At 34.5% G+C, this 16796-nt stretch carries 12 protein-coding genes, 1 other RNA gene and 1 riboswitch; of the genes, 10 read left to right on the forward strand and 3 right to left on the reverse strand.

The genetic code is table 11. The features are described 5' to 3' along the window. Positions 1 to 125 precede the first annotated feature (125 nt). Positions 126 to 824 (reverse strand): anaerobic ribonucleoside-triphosphate reductase activating protein, encoded by a 699-nt coding sequence (locus RT261_RS04910; RefSeq protein WP_313130106.1) that lies wholly within the window; start codon positions 822 to 824, stop codon positions 126 to 128. Between the two features lie 193 nt (positions 825 to 1017). Between RT261_RS04910 and tadA the strand changes: the two genes are divergently transcribed. From tadA to RT261_RS04940, 6 genes are all read left to right on the forward strand, one after another. Beyond that, positions 1018 to 1509 (forward strand): tRNA adenosine(34) deaminase TadA, encoded by a 492-nt coding sequence (gene tadA, locus RT261_RS04915; RefSeq protein ID WP_313130109.1) that lies wholly within the window; start codon positions 1018 to 1020, stop codon positions 1507 to 1509. Positions 1510 to 1685: 176 nt separating this feature from the next. Further along, positions 1686 to 1947: signal recognition particle sRNA large type (gene ffs / locus RT261_RS04920), an RNA gene on the forward strand. Positions 1948 to 2199: 252 nt separating this feature from the next. After that, on the forward strand, positions 2200 to 4551 hold the full coding sequence (locus RT261_RS04925; protein ID WP_313130112.1) for a cyclic nucleotide-binding domain-containing protein: 2352 nt from the start codon (positions 2200 to 2202) through the stop codon (positions 4549 to 4551). Positions 4552 to 5563: 1012 nt separating this feature from the next. Beyond that, the gene (locus tag RT261_RS04930) at positions 5564 to 6328 is read left to right on the forward strand and encodes an ABC transporter ATP-binding protein (RefSeq protein ID WP_313130115.1); all 765 of its coding nucleotides are present in this window, start codon (positions 5564 to 5566) and stop codon (positions 6326 to 6328) included. 101 nt (positions 6329 to 6429) lie between these two features. Continuing rightward, positions 6430 to 8460, forward strand: a complete 2031-nt coding sequence (locus tag RT261_RS04935; protein ID WP_313130117.1) for a tetratricopeptide repeat protein — start codon at positions 6430 to 6432, stop codon at positions 8458 to 8460. Then, complete coding sequence (locus RT261_RS04940) at positions 8457 to 10103, forward strand: putative manganese-dependent inorganic diphosphatase (protein WP_313130120.1); 1647 nt, start codon at positions 8457 to 8459, stop codon at positions 10101 to 10103. Before RT261_RS04935 ends, RT261_RS04940 begins: the two co-directional genes overlap by 4 nt. A 56-nt stretch (positions 10104 to 10159) precedes the next feature. Here RT261_RS04940 and RT261_RS04945 read toward each other — a convergent pair whose 3' ends face one another. Next, the gene (locus RT261_RS04945; protein ID WP_313130122.1) at positions 10160 to 10501 is read right to left on the reverse strand and encodes an Ig-like domain-containing protein; all 342 of its coding nucleotides are present in this window, start codon (positions 10499 to 10501) and stop codon (positions 10160 to 10162) included. A gap of 253 nt (positions 10502 to 10754) precedes the next feature. On the opposite strand from RT261_RS04945, the gene RT261_RS04950 reads away from it, so the two are divergent. The 3 genes from RT261_RS04950 (at position 10755) to RT261_RS04960 (ending at position 13437) form a co-directional block, all read left to right on the forward strand. Continuing rightward, positions 10755 to 11327 (forward strand): flavin reductase family protein, encoded by a 573-nt coding sequence (locus tag RT261_RS04950; RefSeq protein ID WP_313130124.1) that lies wholly within the window; start codon positions 10755 to 10757, stop codon positions 11325 to 11327. 149 nt (positions 11328 to 11476) lie between these two features. Next, positions 11477 to 11995 carry a shikimate kinase gene (locus RT261_RS04955; RefSeq protein ID WP_313130127.1) on the forward strand — a complete coding sequence of 173 codons (519 nt, stop codon included), beginning with the start codon at positions 11477 to 11479 and terminating at the stop codon, positions 11993 to 11995. Between the two features lie 143 nt (positions 11996 to 12138). Then, positions 12139 to 13437 (forward strand): UDP-N-acetylglucosamine 1-carboxyvinyltransferase, encoded by a 1299-nt coding sequence (locus RT261_RS04960; protein WP_313130129.1) that lies wholly within the window; start codon positions 12139 to 12141, stop codon positions 13435 to 13437. 73 nt (positions 13438 to 13510) lie between these two features. Here the strand turns inward: RT261_RS04960 and RT261_RS04965 are convergent, their stop codons facing one another. Next, the gene (locus RT261_RS04965; protein ID WP_313130133.1) at positions 13511 to 14581 is read right to left on the reverse strand and encodes an HD-GYP domain-containing protein; all 1071 of its coding nucleotides are present in this window, start codon (positions 14579 to 14581) and stop codon (positions 13511 to 13513) included. Positions 14582 to 14934: 353 nt separating this feature from the next. Continuing rightward, a riboswitch (SAM riboswitch) is annotated at positions 14935 to 15032 on the forward strand. Between the two features lie 155 nt (positions 15033 to 15187). On the opposite strand from RT261_RS04965, the gene metK reads away from it, so the two are divergent. Continuing rightward, positions 15188 to 16375, forward strand: a complete 1188-nt coding sequence (gene metK / locus RT261_RS04970) for a methionine adenosyltransferase (protein ID WP_313130136.1) — start codon at positions 15188 to 15190, stop codon at positions 16373 to 16375. Positions 16376 to 16796 lie beyond the last annotated feature (421 nt).

Consider the following 16796-nt stretch of genomic DNA (forward strand, 5'->3'; position numbering starts at 1 on the left):
CACTATTTCCTCTTTCTTGCTTGAAAAGCAATGCTAATACATACATCCATTATTATCAATATATGATAGTTTTATTCCTATGTTTCCATTAAATCATAAAGTCGTTTATGATCCTGGCAACTTAGTTAGGAATCAATTCCGCGGATGCCTATTTCCATTACATAGGGTTTTACAACCTCGGCAAAAGAAAGAAGTTCCTTTTTTGAATATCCGGTTAACCCGGGGGAGAGAATATCATCAGAGTCTCTGTAGGCTTGGAGGTAGTAAGCTTTCGCTCCTTGAATCCATTTGCTGATAGAAACAAAATCTTCGGTGGTATGATGTTCTTTCACAACGGTGGTACGAAATTCATAATCTATAGTGGAAGATAACAAATAAGAAACACTTTCGGATACTCTTGTGGTGTCAAAGTTGGGAATACCTATGGATAAACTATATTTTTCTTTGGAATTTTTAATATCCATGGCAACATAATCTATGGAACCGTTTGCAACCAAATCCTTTAAAATCTTTGGGTTCTGTCCGTTAGTATCCAATTTTACTTTAAGTCCTATATTTTTTACCTTATCAATAAACTGTGGTAAACCAGAGTATATAGTGGGTTCACCTCCGGTAATGCAGACACCTTCCAGCACACCTTTCCTCTTATTTAAGATTCTTAAAACTTCCTCTTCCGGTATTGTTGGCTGTCCTGTAGGATTTAATACCAGAGAAGAATTATGACAAAAAGGACATCGAAAATTGCATCCTCCCAAGAAAATGGTGGAGGCTAGATGCCCGGGGTAGTCTAAGAGAGTGGTTTTGTTAAAGCCATGTATTTCCATAATAACCTCGATTCTGGCCTTTTAGTGTTTGTTAAATAGCCTGATTTTTCTGAAAGTAAATAGTAAATGGATGTGAATATAACGCATTGCCACATCGTAACCTTCATGATAAAATAACTATAACAGAAGGTGTACATTTCGTCCATAGTACATTAACACTCATTTAAGTAAGAAAAGGATTAGAATATCTAGTATGAATATTAAATATATGAAAGAAGCAATCAAAGAGGCTAAGAAAGCCGCTAAAATCGGGGAAGTTCCCATTGGCTGTGTTATTGTTTATGAGGATAAAGTTATAGCCAGAGGATACAATAAACGTAATACCAAGAAAACCACATTGGCACATGCAGAGCTTCTGGCTATCCAGAAAGCAAGTAAGAAGTTAGGGGATTGGAGACTGGAGGACTGCACTATGTATGTAACACTGGAACCCTGTCAGATGTGTGCCGGTGCCATTATACAGGCAAGAATGAAAGAAGTGGTGGTTGGTGCCATGAATCCCAAAGCCGGCTGTGCAGGTTCTGTTTTAAATATTCTTCAGATGCAGGAGTTTAATCATCAGGCAGAACTCATTACCGGGGTGATGGAGGAAGAGTGTAAGACGGTTTTGCAGGATTTTTTTAAAGAATTAAGAATAAAAAACAAGTTGGAAAAGGAAGAAAATCAGAAATTAAGCGAGAGTTAATTCCGCTTAATAAATTCAGCTTGAATAAATTTAGTTTGAATAAATTCACCGTAAATTTGGAAGAGAAAAACTAATCCTTTTTCCTTGACTTTTTCTAGAAAAGGAAGTATACTGTTTGGTGCAAGTCTCTTAAGATAAGGAATAGTAGAGACTGATTAAAATAAGTCAAAAAGTTTCCGTGCAGCCGGGGAGATAGCGGTGCCCTGTACCTGCAATCCGCTACAGCAGGGGTGATGCTTTGCCTAGGGTGATTTTTTGTGGGGCTGCCCTTTATAAGTGATGTTGACGTTTGGGTCTTACGCAACAAGAATTCGTGAACCGTGTCAGGTCAGGAATGAAGCAGCACTAAGCGAAAGCTCTTGTGTGCCGTAAGGCAGCCTGGACCGAGTTAACTGTAGAGGTAACGCTCATGAAAGACATTCGAAGCGAGGCGCACGGAATTTATATAAAAATGAATAAATTATGATTAACTTCCATGTTTTGGTATTATGAACTTGGAGGTTCTTTTTTGTCTAAAGATGTTGTTTTTTCTGAAATTATTCCCGTTTTAGTACTATTTTACCATGAATTATTACATAAGTTAGCAATTTTCCACTTCCAGTCCGTCGAAATATGGTCTATAATATTGAATATGAGTAAAATGGACAGTTACAGGACGTTTACTCGGCTAAAAAATACTGAGGTGACTATATGGGGATTAAGTTAATTTATAATGCAGTGAATCAAGTTGAAAAAGGAACAACTATTTATAATGAAAATAGCCAGGTTGACAGCGTATGTATTATAATTAAAGGAAGAGTACTTGTATTACGAGACGGTGTTAAGATAGTTTTGGGCTCAGGAAATTTCATTGGAGTAAATGATGTCTACGCAGGAACATATTTAAATACATATATAGCATATGATGACGTAACTTTCTATTGTTTTCCGGTGCAGGAAGTAGAGGACCTATCAAAAATATTTGCAGCGAATAAAGATTATAGAGGTGTAATGGTTGCATCTTTAATTAAAAATTTATATGAAACGGATAAAGTTTATCTAAGCCTAAGTGCTAATATAGAACAGCTGTATGTGTTCATAAAACGATATTATGGACTATATCTGAATGCAGCAGGAAGATATGGTAATACAGCAAAGGCTATCAATTCTATTGAAAATATAGTGCCATATGATACCTCTTTTGAACCAGACGAAAAAAAGATGCAATATTACAGAGAATGTGCAAAGGTGTCCCTGGATGTCTGGAAGAATTTCTGTGGAGTAGGAGATGATACCATATCCCAATACATTTTAGAAGAAGTGTCCGGGCTTATGGGACAACTTTCCGGAGAATGCATGGAAATGACATCTTATCTGGAAGAGTTATTTACAACCTTAACTAATGGCAGTGGGGAATGTTTGTTTAATTCTGTAGCCAAACTTGCTATTGTTATTCAAAATGCCGGTGGAAATGGTAAAGACTTAATAAAAATTCTGGACAATATTATTGACCAGATTAATACCATAGAGACCTTATTTGAAGAAAAGACAAACCGTAGCTTAAAGGTTGATCGTAAAAAGATGGAAGAAATTTATTATATCTTATTATCAACAAGCAGCGCTCGAACCGATGAGGGGCAAGGAGATTCCGGTTTCCCGAAACAGGAGTTGGAAAAAGCAGAAACCGTAGAAAAGGAATTGACTGATTCCCTAAAACAAATTATGGACTATGTCAGCTTTGATAAAGACAGAGGGGCTAATTTTGAAAAAGCAATTACAGATTATATGAATGTAAAAGACAAGCATTCCATGGATGACAACGTAAGAATCTTAAGAAAGATTGTTATGACAAGCTTTTATGATTTATATGAGAAAGTATTCTTTAAAGCCTATAAGGATGAAAAGATTCCAAGGGTAATTGATTTATTCTTAAAATATGGATTTTTGGACGAGCGGATGCTTAGCCAGGAGCAGTTGATAGAGCTGTATTATTTGGAAGACGGAAGTAAAAATTTCTCAGGTCCTTGTGCCGTTTATAATATAAAAGAATGGCTTATAAAAATCTATGAAGGAGAAAAAGAACCTTCTAAAAATGAATTTGACCTGGATTACCGGGATGTATTAAGAGATAAGAGAAAAAGAGGAGAAATCAGAGAGCCCGAAGAAAAAGAACTCCTAGAAAATAATACTCAAAAGGTGATTCATGAAATTCATAACATGTTCCGGTACAACCATCGTGTTGTAAATGGACAAATCAGTTCCTTTGTTCCCTTTTTAAACGGTGAGAATATGCTGCAAGATATGAATAGGCTATTTGTAACTGCAGAAAGGGTAAATCAGGCGGTAAAAGAATTAATGGAAATTGATTATTCTATATTCCACAGAGAAGTATTATACGTAAACGAGGAAAAGGGAATTCAAAAGGAATATATTATGCAGCAGGTATTCCCTGATATTATACTAATGCCTACCCAAGGACATAATGCTGTAATGTGGCAGGATATCACCGGAAAGAGAAAGAGCAGGGAAGGAAGATTCCTGTTGCCTATATTTACAGAATTAGTATTAAAAGATATGCTTATTAAAGTGTTTGGCAGATTCCGCTGGGAGTTGTGCAGAACTATTCAGGGTACTGCCTGGAATAACATTAAGTATAAATCTTTAACTTCAGAATATAGCGATTATATCCAATTCTATCGTAAAAACCGTGATTTGTCCGAGGAAGCAAAAGAAAAGCTAAAGCTGCAGATTCAAAAGGGCAGAAATAACTTAAGAGAAATATTTGTTATTGATTATGAAGCGTGGATAAAAGGTGAAGCAATGGGTGGTTTAAGATTGAATAAAGTAGCCAGAGAATTGCTTGCTACATACTGTCCGTTTAGTCTTAACATAAGGAAGAGATTGCAGGGGCAGCCCCTTTTTATTGATGCTATGGCCAGGTTTGACAGAAATAATACAAAGAAAGTCAGAGAATTAGACCTAAGGTATCGGTCATTGGAAAAAGATAATATTGAAATTACAGAGGAATTAAAAGAAACTCTTATTTTCTTCCGGGATTTATAAAGAATCGATATAAAAATGGAAAAATTTCTACAAAATTTTCAAAAGTATATTGACAAAAATACTCGAATTTTATATAATTCAGTTATAAGAACAAGAAATATTGAATTATCTGAAAACTGTGAGTTGTGATTCATGGAAAGGAGGAGAGTCCAATGGGAATTGAAGAGATAGAATGCCAGTGGCAGCATATCATAATAACGATTATTCCTGCTGGAGGGCCTTCTATATAAATTGGGTATAATTACTTGGCATATTCGAGTGTATTGGATCAATCGTTTATCGTTATTATGATTGAGATGTAGTGCTACACAATATCATGTATACCAAGGAAAATAATAACATAGAGTTACCAATGAGAAATTCATGAAAAGTACAAATGATACCTGGAATACCAAAGATATTAAAATACAAAAGATATTAAAATACAAAAGATATTAAAATACAAAAGATAATATAATACAAAAGATATTAGAACACAAAAGACATTAGAATAATTAAAACACAGAAGAAATTAAAACACAGAAGAAATTAGAATACAAAAGATATTAAAACACAAAAGCAATAGAAAAGCACAGAAGAATAAAAAATACCAAAGATAATAATAAAGTACAATGGATAAAACAAAGTACATAAGGAATTTTGAGAAGGCATTTTAAATATTCTTATAAGGTAAAATTTTGAATGCCCTGTAGAAATGAAATACGAAAGATTAAACGGTTGGTAGCATTTATGTGAACAGATAAGGTATACATGATTTAGGTTTAGTGTTTCGCATAAAGGGTCAAGCAGGATTTAACAGAAGAATGCTTCCGATTACAATTGAATGAATTTAAAAATAAAAAATGCTTGCTGTATTTATTATGGCAAGCATTTTCTATTATTATGTTAATCGTAATTCCGTTGTGCAAATATGCACGGGAATATATTTATGATAGTATAACTTGGAATATTATACAATTGGCACGAGTATTAGTTTTAAACGAATGCAGATTTATACTTGTGCAAATTGTATATGGATGATAATATAAAAACAAGAAATCAGTTAGGAGGTTTTATATTGCTTCAATTGGTGCAGTTAAAAAAATATTATAAAAATAAGAAAGCTATTGATGGAATTTCATTTGAAGTAAATGAAGGAGAAATCTTTGGATTAATTGGTGCCAACGGAGCAGGTAAATCCACTACCATTGCTATGATTGCAACTATGTTAAAACCGGATAGCGGAGATATTTTGTTTGAAGGTAAAAGCATTATAAAGAAGCCAAGTGTTATTCGCAAGAATTTGGGTTATGTTCCCCAAGAAATATCTTTATACACGGCGCTTACGGGAATGGATAATTTATTGTTTTGGGGAAATGCCTATCATGTTCCAAAAGAGAAACTACCAGGAAGAATAAAAGAAGTGTGTGATATGATCGGTTTCGACGAAAACATATTAAAACAAAAAGTAAGTACTTATTCCGGTGGAATGAAACACAGATTAAATATTGGAGCTGCTTTATTGCATCAACCGAAGTTAGTGGTATTGGACGAGCCTACGGCAGGGATTGATATAGTGGCTAGAAACCAAATACTGAATTCAATTTTAAAATTAAAAGAAGCAGGTACCACTATTTTATATTGCGGGCATTATATGGAGGAAGTAGAAAGAATCTGTGATAGAATCTGCATGCTCCATAATGGTAAAATAATAGATATCCGTAATAAAGAAGAACTGTTAAATAACCCGGAGAAAAACTTAGAAACCATATTCCTGGAAGCAATAGGACAGGAATAGAAAAATAGTGGAGCTAAAGTGTGATTAAGAACAATGTAAACAAGGTATAACTTTATGTTACAATAAGTTTGTAACAAATGGATATATATGGGGGAGTCCATATGATAAGATACGAAAACAGGATAAAAATGCAGGAAATTAGAAGGCTGGTTGAAGAACATCAGTATATAAAAGCAGCCCATGTGGTGGATACGCTGGAATTATCAAAAATAAAATCCCTTCCGGATTTGAGCGTAATCGCTGATGTGCTGATTCAAAATGATCGTTTTGATGATGCATTACAGGTTCTTTCTAAAGTATATGCAAAATCCAAAACCAGAAGAATATTATATCAATTAGTGGATTTATCAATAAGAAGTAAAGATGTGGAGGAAGCAGAGAAATATTTATTACAATATATGAAAGTAGCTCCTCAGGATTCTTATCGATTTATTTTCCGATATAGTATTGATAAACTTAAGAATGAGCCTTATGAGGTTTTAATAGAATCCTTGGAAGAATTAAAAGAATACGATTATGTAGAAAAATGGGCATACGAGTTGGCTAAGCTATATCATAAAGCTGGTAAAAAAGATAAATGTGTCAGGGAATGCAGTGATATTGTCTTATGGTTTGGCGATGGAATATACGTAGAAAAGGCTAAGCTTCTAAAAGGATATTATGTTGGAGAAATTGATCCCATCAGAATGTTGAAGGCAACAGAGAAGAAAGAAGCGGAGAAAAGACTGGGTCTTGATAAAACAAAAGATTATAGTTCTATGAAAAATGAAATTGACAAATTTATAGCAGAAGAAGAAAATGCCGGTCAAATTAAGAAGAAGGCCTTTGAAGGAAAGGACACTGAGGAAGCAGAAAAACTGGATGAATTTAAAGCTGACGATAAAAGAACGGTGTCTTATATAACAGAAGAAAAATATGAATTAGCAGGGGAAAAGCCTGGAATAATAAGAGAAAAAGATGGCATAGCAGAAGAAGAATTCGGAATTGTAAGAGAAGAGCCTGAAACAGTAAAAGAAGAATCCAGAATAGTAAAAGAAGAGTCTGAAATAGTACGAGAAGATGAAATAGCAAAAGATGAACTCGAAACAATAAGAGAAGAAGAACCTAAAATAATAAGAGAAAAAGAATCTAAAATAATAAGAGAAGAATCTGAAATAACAAAAAGAGAGCAAGAGATATCAGATGGATTACCTGAATTGGAAGAAACCTACGCCATGAAAGGGGCTCTGGAAACAGAAAAAGGAGTTAATTCTCACAGAGCAGAGGAGGCAGGAATAACACCGGATACAACTGCAGCAGATATTTCTATGGTGGATCAGGAGGAAGCCGTCGAGGATGAAAAGTTAGAACAGATATTCAAGGAGACAAATTTAGACTACCATAAGCTATTCGGATATTTTATTCATAACCGTTATTATAGGAATGAGATTGCTGATTTTTTGGAGAATATGATAACAGACAATAAAAAGCCGATCAATTTAACAATCTGTGGTAATAAAAAATCAGGAAAAACAGCTTTAGCAAGAGAGATAGCTAAGGCTTTATACGGTTTGGGCCGGATTAGTTCCTCCAAGATAGCAAAGATATCAGCATCCAGAATAAATCGTATGAATCTGGAGGATAATTTTGATAAGCTTGTAGACTGTACGCTGCTTATTGAAGAAGCCAGTGCCTTAAATAACAGCGGTATAAAGCAGCTGCTTCATCTTCTGTGGCGTTTGGAAGGTCATATATTTGTTATTTTGGAAGATTCGCCAGATGGAATAAATAAATTATTGGATTCTGATGAGAATATGAAAAATAAATTTGAATATGGAATAACAATTCCTTGTTTTACTGAAGAGGATTTATTTCATTATGCAAATCATTATATTTCAGTTAGCGATTACAAGTTATCAAAGGAAGCAGAAGTTTTATTAAAGAATATAATTCAGGAAATAATGAATTCTGATACACCAGAAGATGGTTTAGAAATAATTATGAAGATAGTAATAGAAGCAGAAGTTCAAGCAGATGAAAGAAACAAAGAAGAATTGCTAAGAATTATAGGTAGTCAAAGGCTTAGCGAAACTGATTTTATGTATATCAAATTAGAAGATTTTGAAAGTATATACGGGGAGGAAATAAAATGAACTCAGAAATTTTTGTAATTGGACATATTAATCCGGATACGGATTCGATATGCTCAGCAATTGCATATGCGGAGTTAAAGAAAAAAATTACAGACGGTAACTATAAAGCCAAAAGAGCAGGGCAGATCAATTCAGAGACAAAATTTGTTTTAGAAAAATTCGGTGTTTCAGCGCCCAGCTATCAACCGGATGTCCGCACTCAGGTTAAGGATGTTGAAATACGTAAGTCACCTGGAGTTGATGGCAGCATATCATTAAAAACAGCATGGACTACCATGAGACAAAACAGTGATGTAACCTTGCCTATCGTGGATGATCAAAACCATCTGCTAGGTTTAATTACAATAGGCGACATTGCAAAATCCTATATGGATGTTTATGATAATAAAATCTTATTTACTGCCAAAACACCAATAAAAAATATCATTGCTACTTTAAACGGTGAGTTGGTTGTTGGTGATGAGAATGATTATTTGACCGAAGGAAAGGTTTTAGTATCTGCTGCTAATCCGGATTTAATGGAAGATTATATTGAAGAAGGAGATCTTGTTATCTTAGGTAATCGATATGAATCTCAATTAAGTTCCATAGAAATGAAAGCAGGTTGTATAATTGTTTGCGACGGAGCAGCAGTATCAAAATCAATTATTCTAATGGCAAAATCGAATAATTGTACTATTATAAAATCACCCTATGATACATTTACTGTATCCAGATTAATTAACCAAAGTATGCCGATTAGTTTCTTTATGAGTACGAAGGATTTAATTACTTTTACCAATGAAGATTTTATAGAGGATATTCAGGGGGTTATGGCAAAGAAGCGTCACCGTCATTTCCCGATTATTGATAAAAATGGCTGCTATTTTGGTATGATTTCCCGAAGAAACTTATTAGGAGCCAGAAAGAAAAAAGTTATATTAGTGGATCATAATGAAAAATCACAGGCAGTAGATGGCATTGAAGAGGCAGAAATCTTGGAAATTATAGACCATCATAGATTAGGCAGTCTTGAGACTATAAGCCCCGTATTCTTCCGAAATCAGCCTTTAGGATGTACTGCTACCATAGTATATCTAATGTATAAGGAAAATCACGTAGAAGTAGAACCCCGGATTGCAGGCTTATTATGCTCCGCTATTCTTTCCGACACATTGGTATACCGTTCACCGACTTGTACGGAAGTTGACCGTATGGCAGCGGAAGAATTAGCTAAAATAGCGAATATTAATGTAGAAGAATATGCGAAAGAAATGTTTGCGGCAGGAAGTAATTTAAGCAACCGATCACCAGAAGAAATATTCTATCAGGACTTTAAGAAGTTTACTGCAGGTGATGTTACATTTGGTGTTGGGCAAATTAACTCCATGAGCAAAGAAGAATTGGAGAAAATAAAAGAAAAGCTTATTCCATATATGGAAAAAGCTCATGGTGTTCACGGAATTGCAATGTTATTCTTCATGCTGACGGATATATTAGAAAGTTCAACAGAACTATTATGCCATGGACATGGGGCACGGGAATTGGCAGTCAATGCGTATAGATTGGATATGAATACAGAAAAAATTTATTTACCGGGAGTAGTATCCAGGAAAAAGCAAGTGATACCAGCCTTAATGTTTACTTTACAGCATGACAGTTAATGGAAAAAGAAAGAATACAAACAAGGTATACCCAAGCCAGGGTATACCTTAAACCACTATAAGCGGAATTGAATTTGAACCTGATTTTTCAAATATTGCCCTTTTTGGGATCTAACGTTTTGAGTAACGGTTAAAACATAAGATTCATTTTGGGAGTAAGGTTCTAAAGGTTCAATTTCAATATATTGATTAATAGAATCATAACGAATACTTGTTTTTAAAGGTATTTTATTTAAAGATGTAACGTAAAGATTACGATTATTAACGGTTGCAGGATTTAAAGGTGCTGAGAACTTTACTCTCCATACAAAGTCACCGGTAGGAAACTTTAATGTTTGTCTTACTTTATCTTGTGCTTCATCAGAAACAGATTCAATCTTAATATAATTGCTAAACATAGTGATCACCTCAAGTTATTTTGTCCATTTAAATATGCATATGTATAATTATACTATATTTTGTCGAAATAGGATAGTTTAAATTGTTATAAAATTAAAATAGTATTTAGAAAAAGGTATACAATATTTTTAAAAGAGATAAAATGCTGTTACAAAACTCGAAACCTTTGGTTTTTGTAACAGCATTTAAATATGAAAACAGTTTATTTTATGATAAAAAAGCTTTAAATAACAGATTGAAAGGTTTATATACATGGAAAAAGAATTTTGGAAGGCAGGTAATATGCTATATCCGCTGCCGGCAGTTATGGTAACTTGTCAAAGAGAGGGAGAAAAGCCTAATATAATTACTATCGGATGGACAGGAACCATATGTACCAACCCTGCTATGGCATATATATCAGTAAGACCGGAAAGGTATTCTTATGATTTGATAAAAGAATCCGGTGAATTTATTATTAATTTAACTACAAAAGCATTGGTGAAAGCAGCGGATTACTGCGGTGTTAAATCAGGAAGAAATACAGATAAGTTTAAGGATATGAAATTGACTCCTGTGGCTGGAAAATATGTAAAAGTACCTATGATTGAAGAATCTCCGGTTAATATTGAATGCAGGGTGAAACAAATCCTTCCTCTTGGTTCACATCATATGTTTGTGGCGGAAGTATTAGGTGTTCATATTAATCCAAATTACTTAAACAATACGGGTAAGTTTGAACTAAATAAAGCGGAACCTATTGTATATTCCCATGGAGAATATTATGGATTAGGAGAAATAGTGGGTACTTTTGGGTACAGCGTTAAAAAAAGGAAGCGAAAATAAGTAAAAAAAGTAAAATAATACTTGGCTTAACAATGAAAAGGTGCTATAATCAGTTGTCTATAAGTAAAAATGTTATTTTGCCGTTAAAAATAAGGACTTCTATAAAGCATCTGTGTAATTACAATAGAAAAACAGGATACGGTGTGATAATGAATAGGAAGAATATAGTTTTAATCGGTATGCCGGGTGCCGGTAAGAGTACCATAGGTGTTATATTAGCCAAGGTACTGGGATTCCATTTTATAGATACCGATTTAATAATTCAAGAGCAGGAAAAAAGTTTACTAAAAGATATTATTAAATGCAAAGGGTTGCAAGGTTTTTTGGAAATAGAAAATCAAGTAAATTGTGATATTAAACTTGAGCGCTCCGTAATAGCAACAGGCGGCAGCGTAATATACGGCTTACAAGCTATGGATCATTTACGGGAAATTGGCACTGTAATATATATAAAATTATCTTATGAAACATTAAAAACTCGTCTTGGGAATATAAAGCAAAGAGGTGTTGTACTGAAAAACGGACAAAACTTGAAGTCTTTATATGAGGAACGGTGCCCATTATATGAAAAATATGCCCATATTATAGTAGATAGTGAAGGGCTTGGAACAGAAGAACTAATGGAGAAAATTGTTTGTGTTCTTGATGAATTGCCTGACAAAAAGTAACGGATACTAACGGTAGTTTATAAAAACTATTTTACATCCATAAGTTTTATGGTATAATCAAGGCGGTATAGTAAAATAATACAATTAGAGAGTGTGTATTATGTGCAATTTGAATATTTTTTATTAAAAATTAGAGGTGTGCAATGGAGCAATATATTATAAAAGGTGGTAAAGCATTGCAGGGTGAGGTTTCAATTGGTGGAGCAAAGAACGCTGCACTTGGAATATTAGCTGCAGCTATTATGACTGATGAGACAGTAACAATTGAAAATCTTCCGGATATTCGTGATATTCACGTTTTATTAGAAGCCATTGAAGAGATTGGAGCTGCTGTAGAACGGGTAGATAAGCATACTGTAAAAATTAACGGTAAAAACATTAAATCAATCAATATAGATTATGAATTTATAAGAAAAATACGTGCTTCCTATTATCTGTTAGGAGCATTACTTGGTAAATATAATAAAGCCCAGGTAGCATTACCTGGAGGATGTAATATAGGCAGCCGTCCTATTGATCAACACATTAAAGGCTTTGAGGCCTTAGGAGCCTCCGTTAAAATTGAACATGGTATGATTGAAGCAGAAGCGAAAGAACTTAAGGGAAGTCATATATATTTAGACGTAGCCAGTGTAGGTGCAACCATTAATATAATGCTTGCTGCCTGTCGTGCAAATGGACAAACCATAATTGAAAATGCTGCGAAAGAGCCCCACATTGTTGACGTAGCCAACTTCTTAAATAGTATGGGGGCTAATATTAAAGGAGCCGGAACCGATGTGATTCGTATTAAAGGCGTTTCAAAATTGTCCGGAAGTGAATATATTATTATTCCTGATCAAATTGAGGCAGGAACTTTTATGCTTGCAGCAGCAGCAACGAAAGGTAATGTATTAATCAAAAACGTAATACCAAAACACTTGGAAGCAATTACTGCAAAACTAGTGGAGATTGGTGTAAAAGTAGAGGAATTTGATGATGCAGTACGTGTAATCGCAACGGAAAAGTTAGGTCATACCCATGTAAAAACCCTTCCTTATCCGGGATTTCCTACAGATATGCAGCCTCAGATTACAGCAGTATTAGCAGCCTCAGAGGGGACTAGTATTGTGACAGAAACCATCTATGAAAATCGTTTTAAATACGTAGATGAATTATCAAGAATGGGTGCCAATATTAAAGTGGAAGGTAATACCGCCATTATTGTAGGTGTAGAAGGTATTACCGGAGCTATTGTAAGCGCTCCAGATTTAAGAGCAGGAGCTGCTCTTGTTATAGCCGGTTTAGTGGCAGAAGGCTTTACTATTGTAGAGCAGGTTGAGTATATAGAAAGAGGATATGAAGATTTTGAGCGTAAAATGCAAGGATTAGGTGCAACTATGGCCAAGATTGACATTGAAGATGAAAAGGCTGTTCAAAAGTTTAAATTACGAGTAAGTTAATTAAGTAAGATATTAATGGGCGAAGAATCTTAAGATTTGCAAGATTCTCCGCCTTAAAATGTATTTTGGTACACTATAAAACAGCCACTATATGTAAATGATGTTCCTTTGATAAATCTATAAATGTATCACCGGATTTTATTACCGGCTTTGAAAGAGCCTGTTTATTTATTAAAATAATCTCTCCTTCTGCATTATTATTAAGACGAACATGATTTCCAACATAAGAATTTACGATTCCCTCTAAAAAGGTCATAATATAATGAGGATCAAATTTTTGCAGACCTACGGACTCAAAGTTCCGGATTGCATCAAATGGACTTAAAGCAGGTCTGTAGACTCTGGCAGAAGTCATGGCATCATAAACGTCAGCGATTGCTACAATTTTTGCAAAAGAGTCAATCTGTTCACCTCGGAGTCTTCTTGGGTAACCGCTTCCATCACAGCGTTCCTGATGCATGAATGCTGCATTTATTACTCTTTGATCCAGATCTTTATATTTCAGTATTTCATAGCCCAAACTTGGGTGAGTTTTCAGAATTTCATATTCTTCATCAGTTAAAGGTTCTTCTTTATACAATATTTCGTGTGGAAGCTTTAACTTTCCAATATCATGCAATAGACCGCATAATGTTAAAACTTCGATATCATTCTCTGATAATTTCAGCCAATGTCCGAATACGTTGCAGATTAAAGCTACATTTAAGGAATGAACATAAGTTATATCGTCAGACCCCCTCATGCAGTGAAGCATATCAAATAAATGGATGCCATTTCTTGTTTCAGACAAGGTCTTTGATACATCAGCTAAAAGGTTAGTCTGATCAATTGGGTTGTCTTTATCCACAATATGACTTAATTGAGATTTAAAATCATCAACGGAGTTCAAAAATTCTTCATTGAATTGTTTGAATTCGGAACTGTTTTTGATTTTCTCCGAATGAATCATTACTGTTTTAATAGGCTTCGGCTCCTCAGGAATCAACACAGTTAAATTATAAATGGAATAATCCTTAAGACGTTTAAGCATTCTGTCGGTTATTACAGTGCCGCGTGGTATTACTAATTGGTTGTTAATTGTATATACATCTTCTGCAACAACCATACCGGGCAGAACATTTTGAATTGATATACGTTTATTCATACCTACACCCATTACATGCCACATACAGACTGAAGACGGACTTTATTGTATTTTTCTACATATATGTTTTACTTTCAACTTTTGAAAGAATTCTTTTGTGGCAACCCTTCTATATTTTTATTTTTAAACCCAACTTTTCTACAAGGAATACTAATATTTTTGTATTCTTATGGTATATTATAGAAAGAATGCTAAGATATGTCAATCATGACAAAACCTAATTTATTTAATTTATAATAAATCAAAAACCTTGCATATTTTATACTGTCAAAAAACCTTACATATTTTATACTTGACAAAAACAAAAAGATAGGATATGCTCAATTATACAATAAAATATATAAATTATATTTCTCTTATTCAGAGTGACGGAGAGTAAAGGCTCTATGAAGTCACGGCAACCCCCTTTGTCGGAAGGTGCCAACCTGAGCGAGTAATCGAGCAATAAGAGGATTTGATTAACTTGATATCAAGTCCGTCTTACGGACTTTTTTTATTGCAGTTATTATTAAAAAGCGCTGAGGTGCTGAAGTTGAGGCTAGATTGAAAAAACATAGTTTTTTAACTGTTATCACAAGGCGCTAAAGCGCTAGAATCGAGGTTATTATGAATAAATTATTATTTACTTCAGAATCTGTTACAGAAGGGCATCCTGACAAAATCTGCGATCAAATATCTGACGCAGTGTTAGATGCTTTGTTAGAACAAGATCCAATGAGCAGGGTAGCCTGTGAAACTGCTATTACTACAGGACTGGTTTTAGTTATGGGTGAAATCACCACCAATGGCTATGTAGACATTCAAAAGACAGTTAGGGATACTATTAGGCAAATCGGATATGATCGTTCCGAATATGGCTTTGATGCTAATACCTGCGGTGTAATTGTTGCATTGGACGAACAGTCACCGGATATCGCCATGGGTGTTAATAAGGCATTGGAAGCTAAAGAAAATTTAATGACAGAAGATGAGATAGAAGCCATTGGTGCAGGGGATCAGGGTATGATGTTTGGATATGCAACCAATGAAACGGACGAGTATATGCCATATCCTATTCATCTGGCTCATAAGTTGACAAAACAACTGACCAAAGTAAGAAAGGACGGAACATTACCATATCTTCGTCCCGATGGAAAATCTCAGGTAACGGTAGAATACAATGAGGACGGAAAACCAATTCATTTGAATGCAGTTGTTTTATCTTCCCAGCATGATCAGGATGTTACGAAAGAACAACTTCACAGTGATATTAAAAAGTATGTATTTGATGAAGTGCTGCCGGAAGAATTGATTGATGAGAATACGAAATTCTATATTAATCCTACCGGAAGATTTGTAATTGGCGGTCCAAACGGAGACAGTGGTTTAACCGGACGAAAAATAATTGTAGATACTTACGGCGGTTATGCCCGTCATGGCGGTGGTGCTTTTTCCGGTAAGGATTGTACGAAGGTAGACCGTTCTGCTTCCTATGCAGCACGTTATGTTGCAAAAAATTTAGTAGCGGCAGGCTTAGCAGATAAATGTGAAATTCAATTATCCTATGCAATTGGTGTAGCCAGTCCTATTTCCATTATGGTTGATACCTTTAATACAGGTAAAAAAGATAATGAAGAATTAATTGAAATCATCAGGGAAAACTTTGACCTTCGTCCAGCAGGAATTATTAAGATGTTGGATTTAAGAAGACCAATTTACAAACAAACAGCGGCTTATGGACACTTTGGCCGCAATGAATTAGATTTACCATGGGAAAGATTAGACAAAGTGGATACTTTAAAAAAATATTTATAGAATCTGTTCCATGAACTCTGGTATCCATTTTACCAATAAAGATCCACTATTTAGATTATGACTGCAATTGGGTAAATGGAGAAAACAAATACTGTTAATTAAATTGAAAATTAGCGATATATAAAAGCCATTCTGGGCAAGCATTTAGCAATGCTGATTGTGGTCAGGAATCTTTAAAACAAGGTTTGAGATTCCTAACCATGGCCTGGAATGGCATTTTTTCATAAAATGTTTATATTTGTCATACATAGTTTATATGAAATTATCCGGCGGATATGATATAATACAAACGGAATGAGGTATTTACATGCTTGCATGAAAAAGCCGATTGGAGTGCCAAGACCATGAACATGCTTTAAGCTCATGGTATAATACAAATAGAATGAGGATTTGCATAATAAAATTATTATGGCAGGACAAA

Source organism: Anaerocolumna sp. (genome assembly GCF_032079385.1).
Lineage (GTDB): Bacteria > Bacillota > Clostridia > Lachnospirales > Lachnospiraceae > Anaerocolumna.

Excerpts from the sequence above, each read along its gene's own strand:
- RT261_RS04910 (WP_313130106.1), bottom strand. The coding sequence starts at position 824 with ATGGAAATACATGGCTTTAACAAAACCACTCTCTTAGACTACCCCGGG.
- tadA (WP_313130109.1), top strand. The coding sequence starts at position 1,018 with ATGAATATTAAATATATGAAAGAAGCAATCAAAGAGGCTAAGAAAGCC.
- RT261_RS04925 (WP_313130112.1), top strand. The coding sequence starts at position 2,200 with ATGGGGATTAAGTTAATTTATAATGCAGTGAATCAAGTTGAAAAAGGA.
- RT261_RS04930 (WP_313130115.1), top strand. The coding sequence starts at position 5,564 with ATGGATGATAATATAAAAACAAGAAATCAGTTAGGAGGTTTTATATTG.
- RT261_RS04935 (WP_313130117.1), top strand. The coding sequence starts at position 6,430 with ATGATAAGATACGAAAACAGGATAAAAATGCAGGAAATTAGAAGGCTG.
- RT261_RS04940 (WP_313130120.1), top strand. The coding sequence starts at position 8,457 with ATGAACTCAGAAATTTTTGTAATTGGACATATTAATCCGGATACGGAT.
- RT261_RS04945 (WP_313130122.1), bottom strand. The coding sequence starts at position 10,501 with ATGTTTAGCAATTATATTAAGATTGAATCTGTTTCTGATGAAGCACAA.
- RT261_RS04950 (WP_313130124.1), top strand. The coding sequence starts at position 10,755 with ATGGAAAAAGAATTTTGGAAGGCAGGTAATATGCTATATCCGCTGCCG.
- RT261_RS04955 (WP_313130127.1), top strand. The coding sequence starts at position 11,477 with ATGAATAGGAAGAATATAGTTTTAATCGGTATGCCGGGTGCCGGTAAG.
- RT261_RS04960 (WP_313130129.1), top strand. The coding sequence starts at position 12,139 with ATGGAGCAATATATTATAAAAGGTGGTAAAGCATTGCAGGGTGAGGTT.
- RT261_RS04965 (WP_313130133.1), bottom strand. The coding sequence starts at position 14,581 with ATGAATAAACGTATATCAATTCAAAATGTTCTGCCCGGTATGGTTGTT.
- metK (WP_313130136.1), top strand. The coding sequence starts at position 15,188 with ATGAATAAATTATTATTTACTTCAGAATCTGTTACAGAAGGGCATCCT.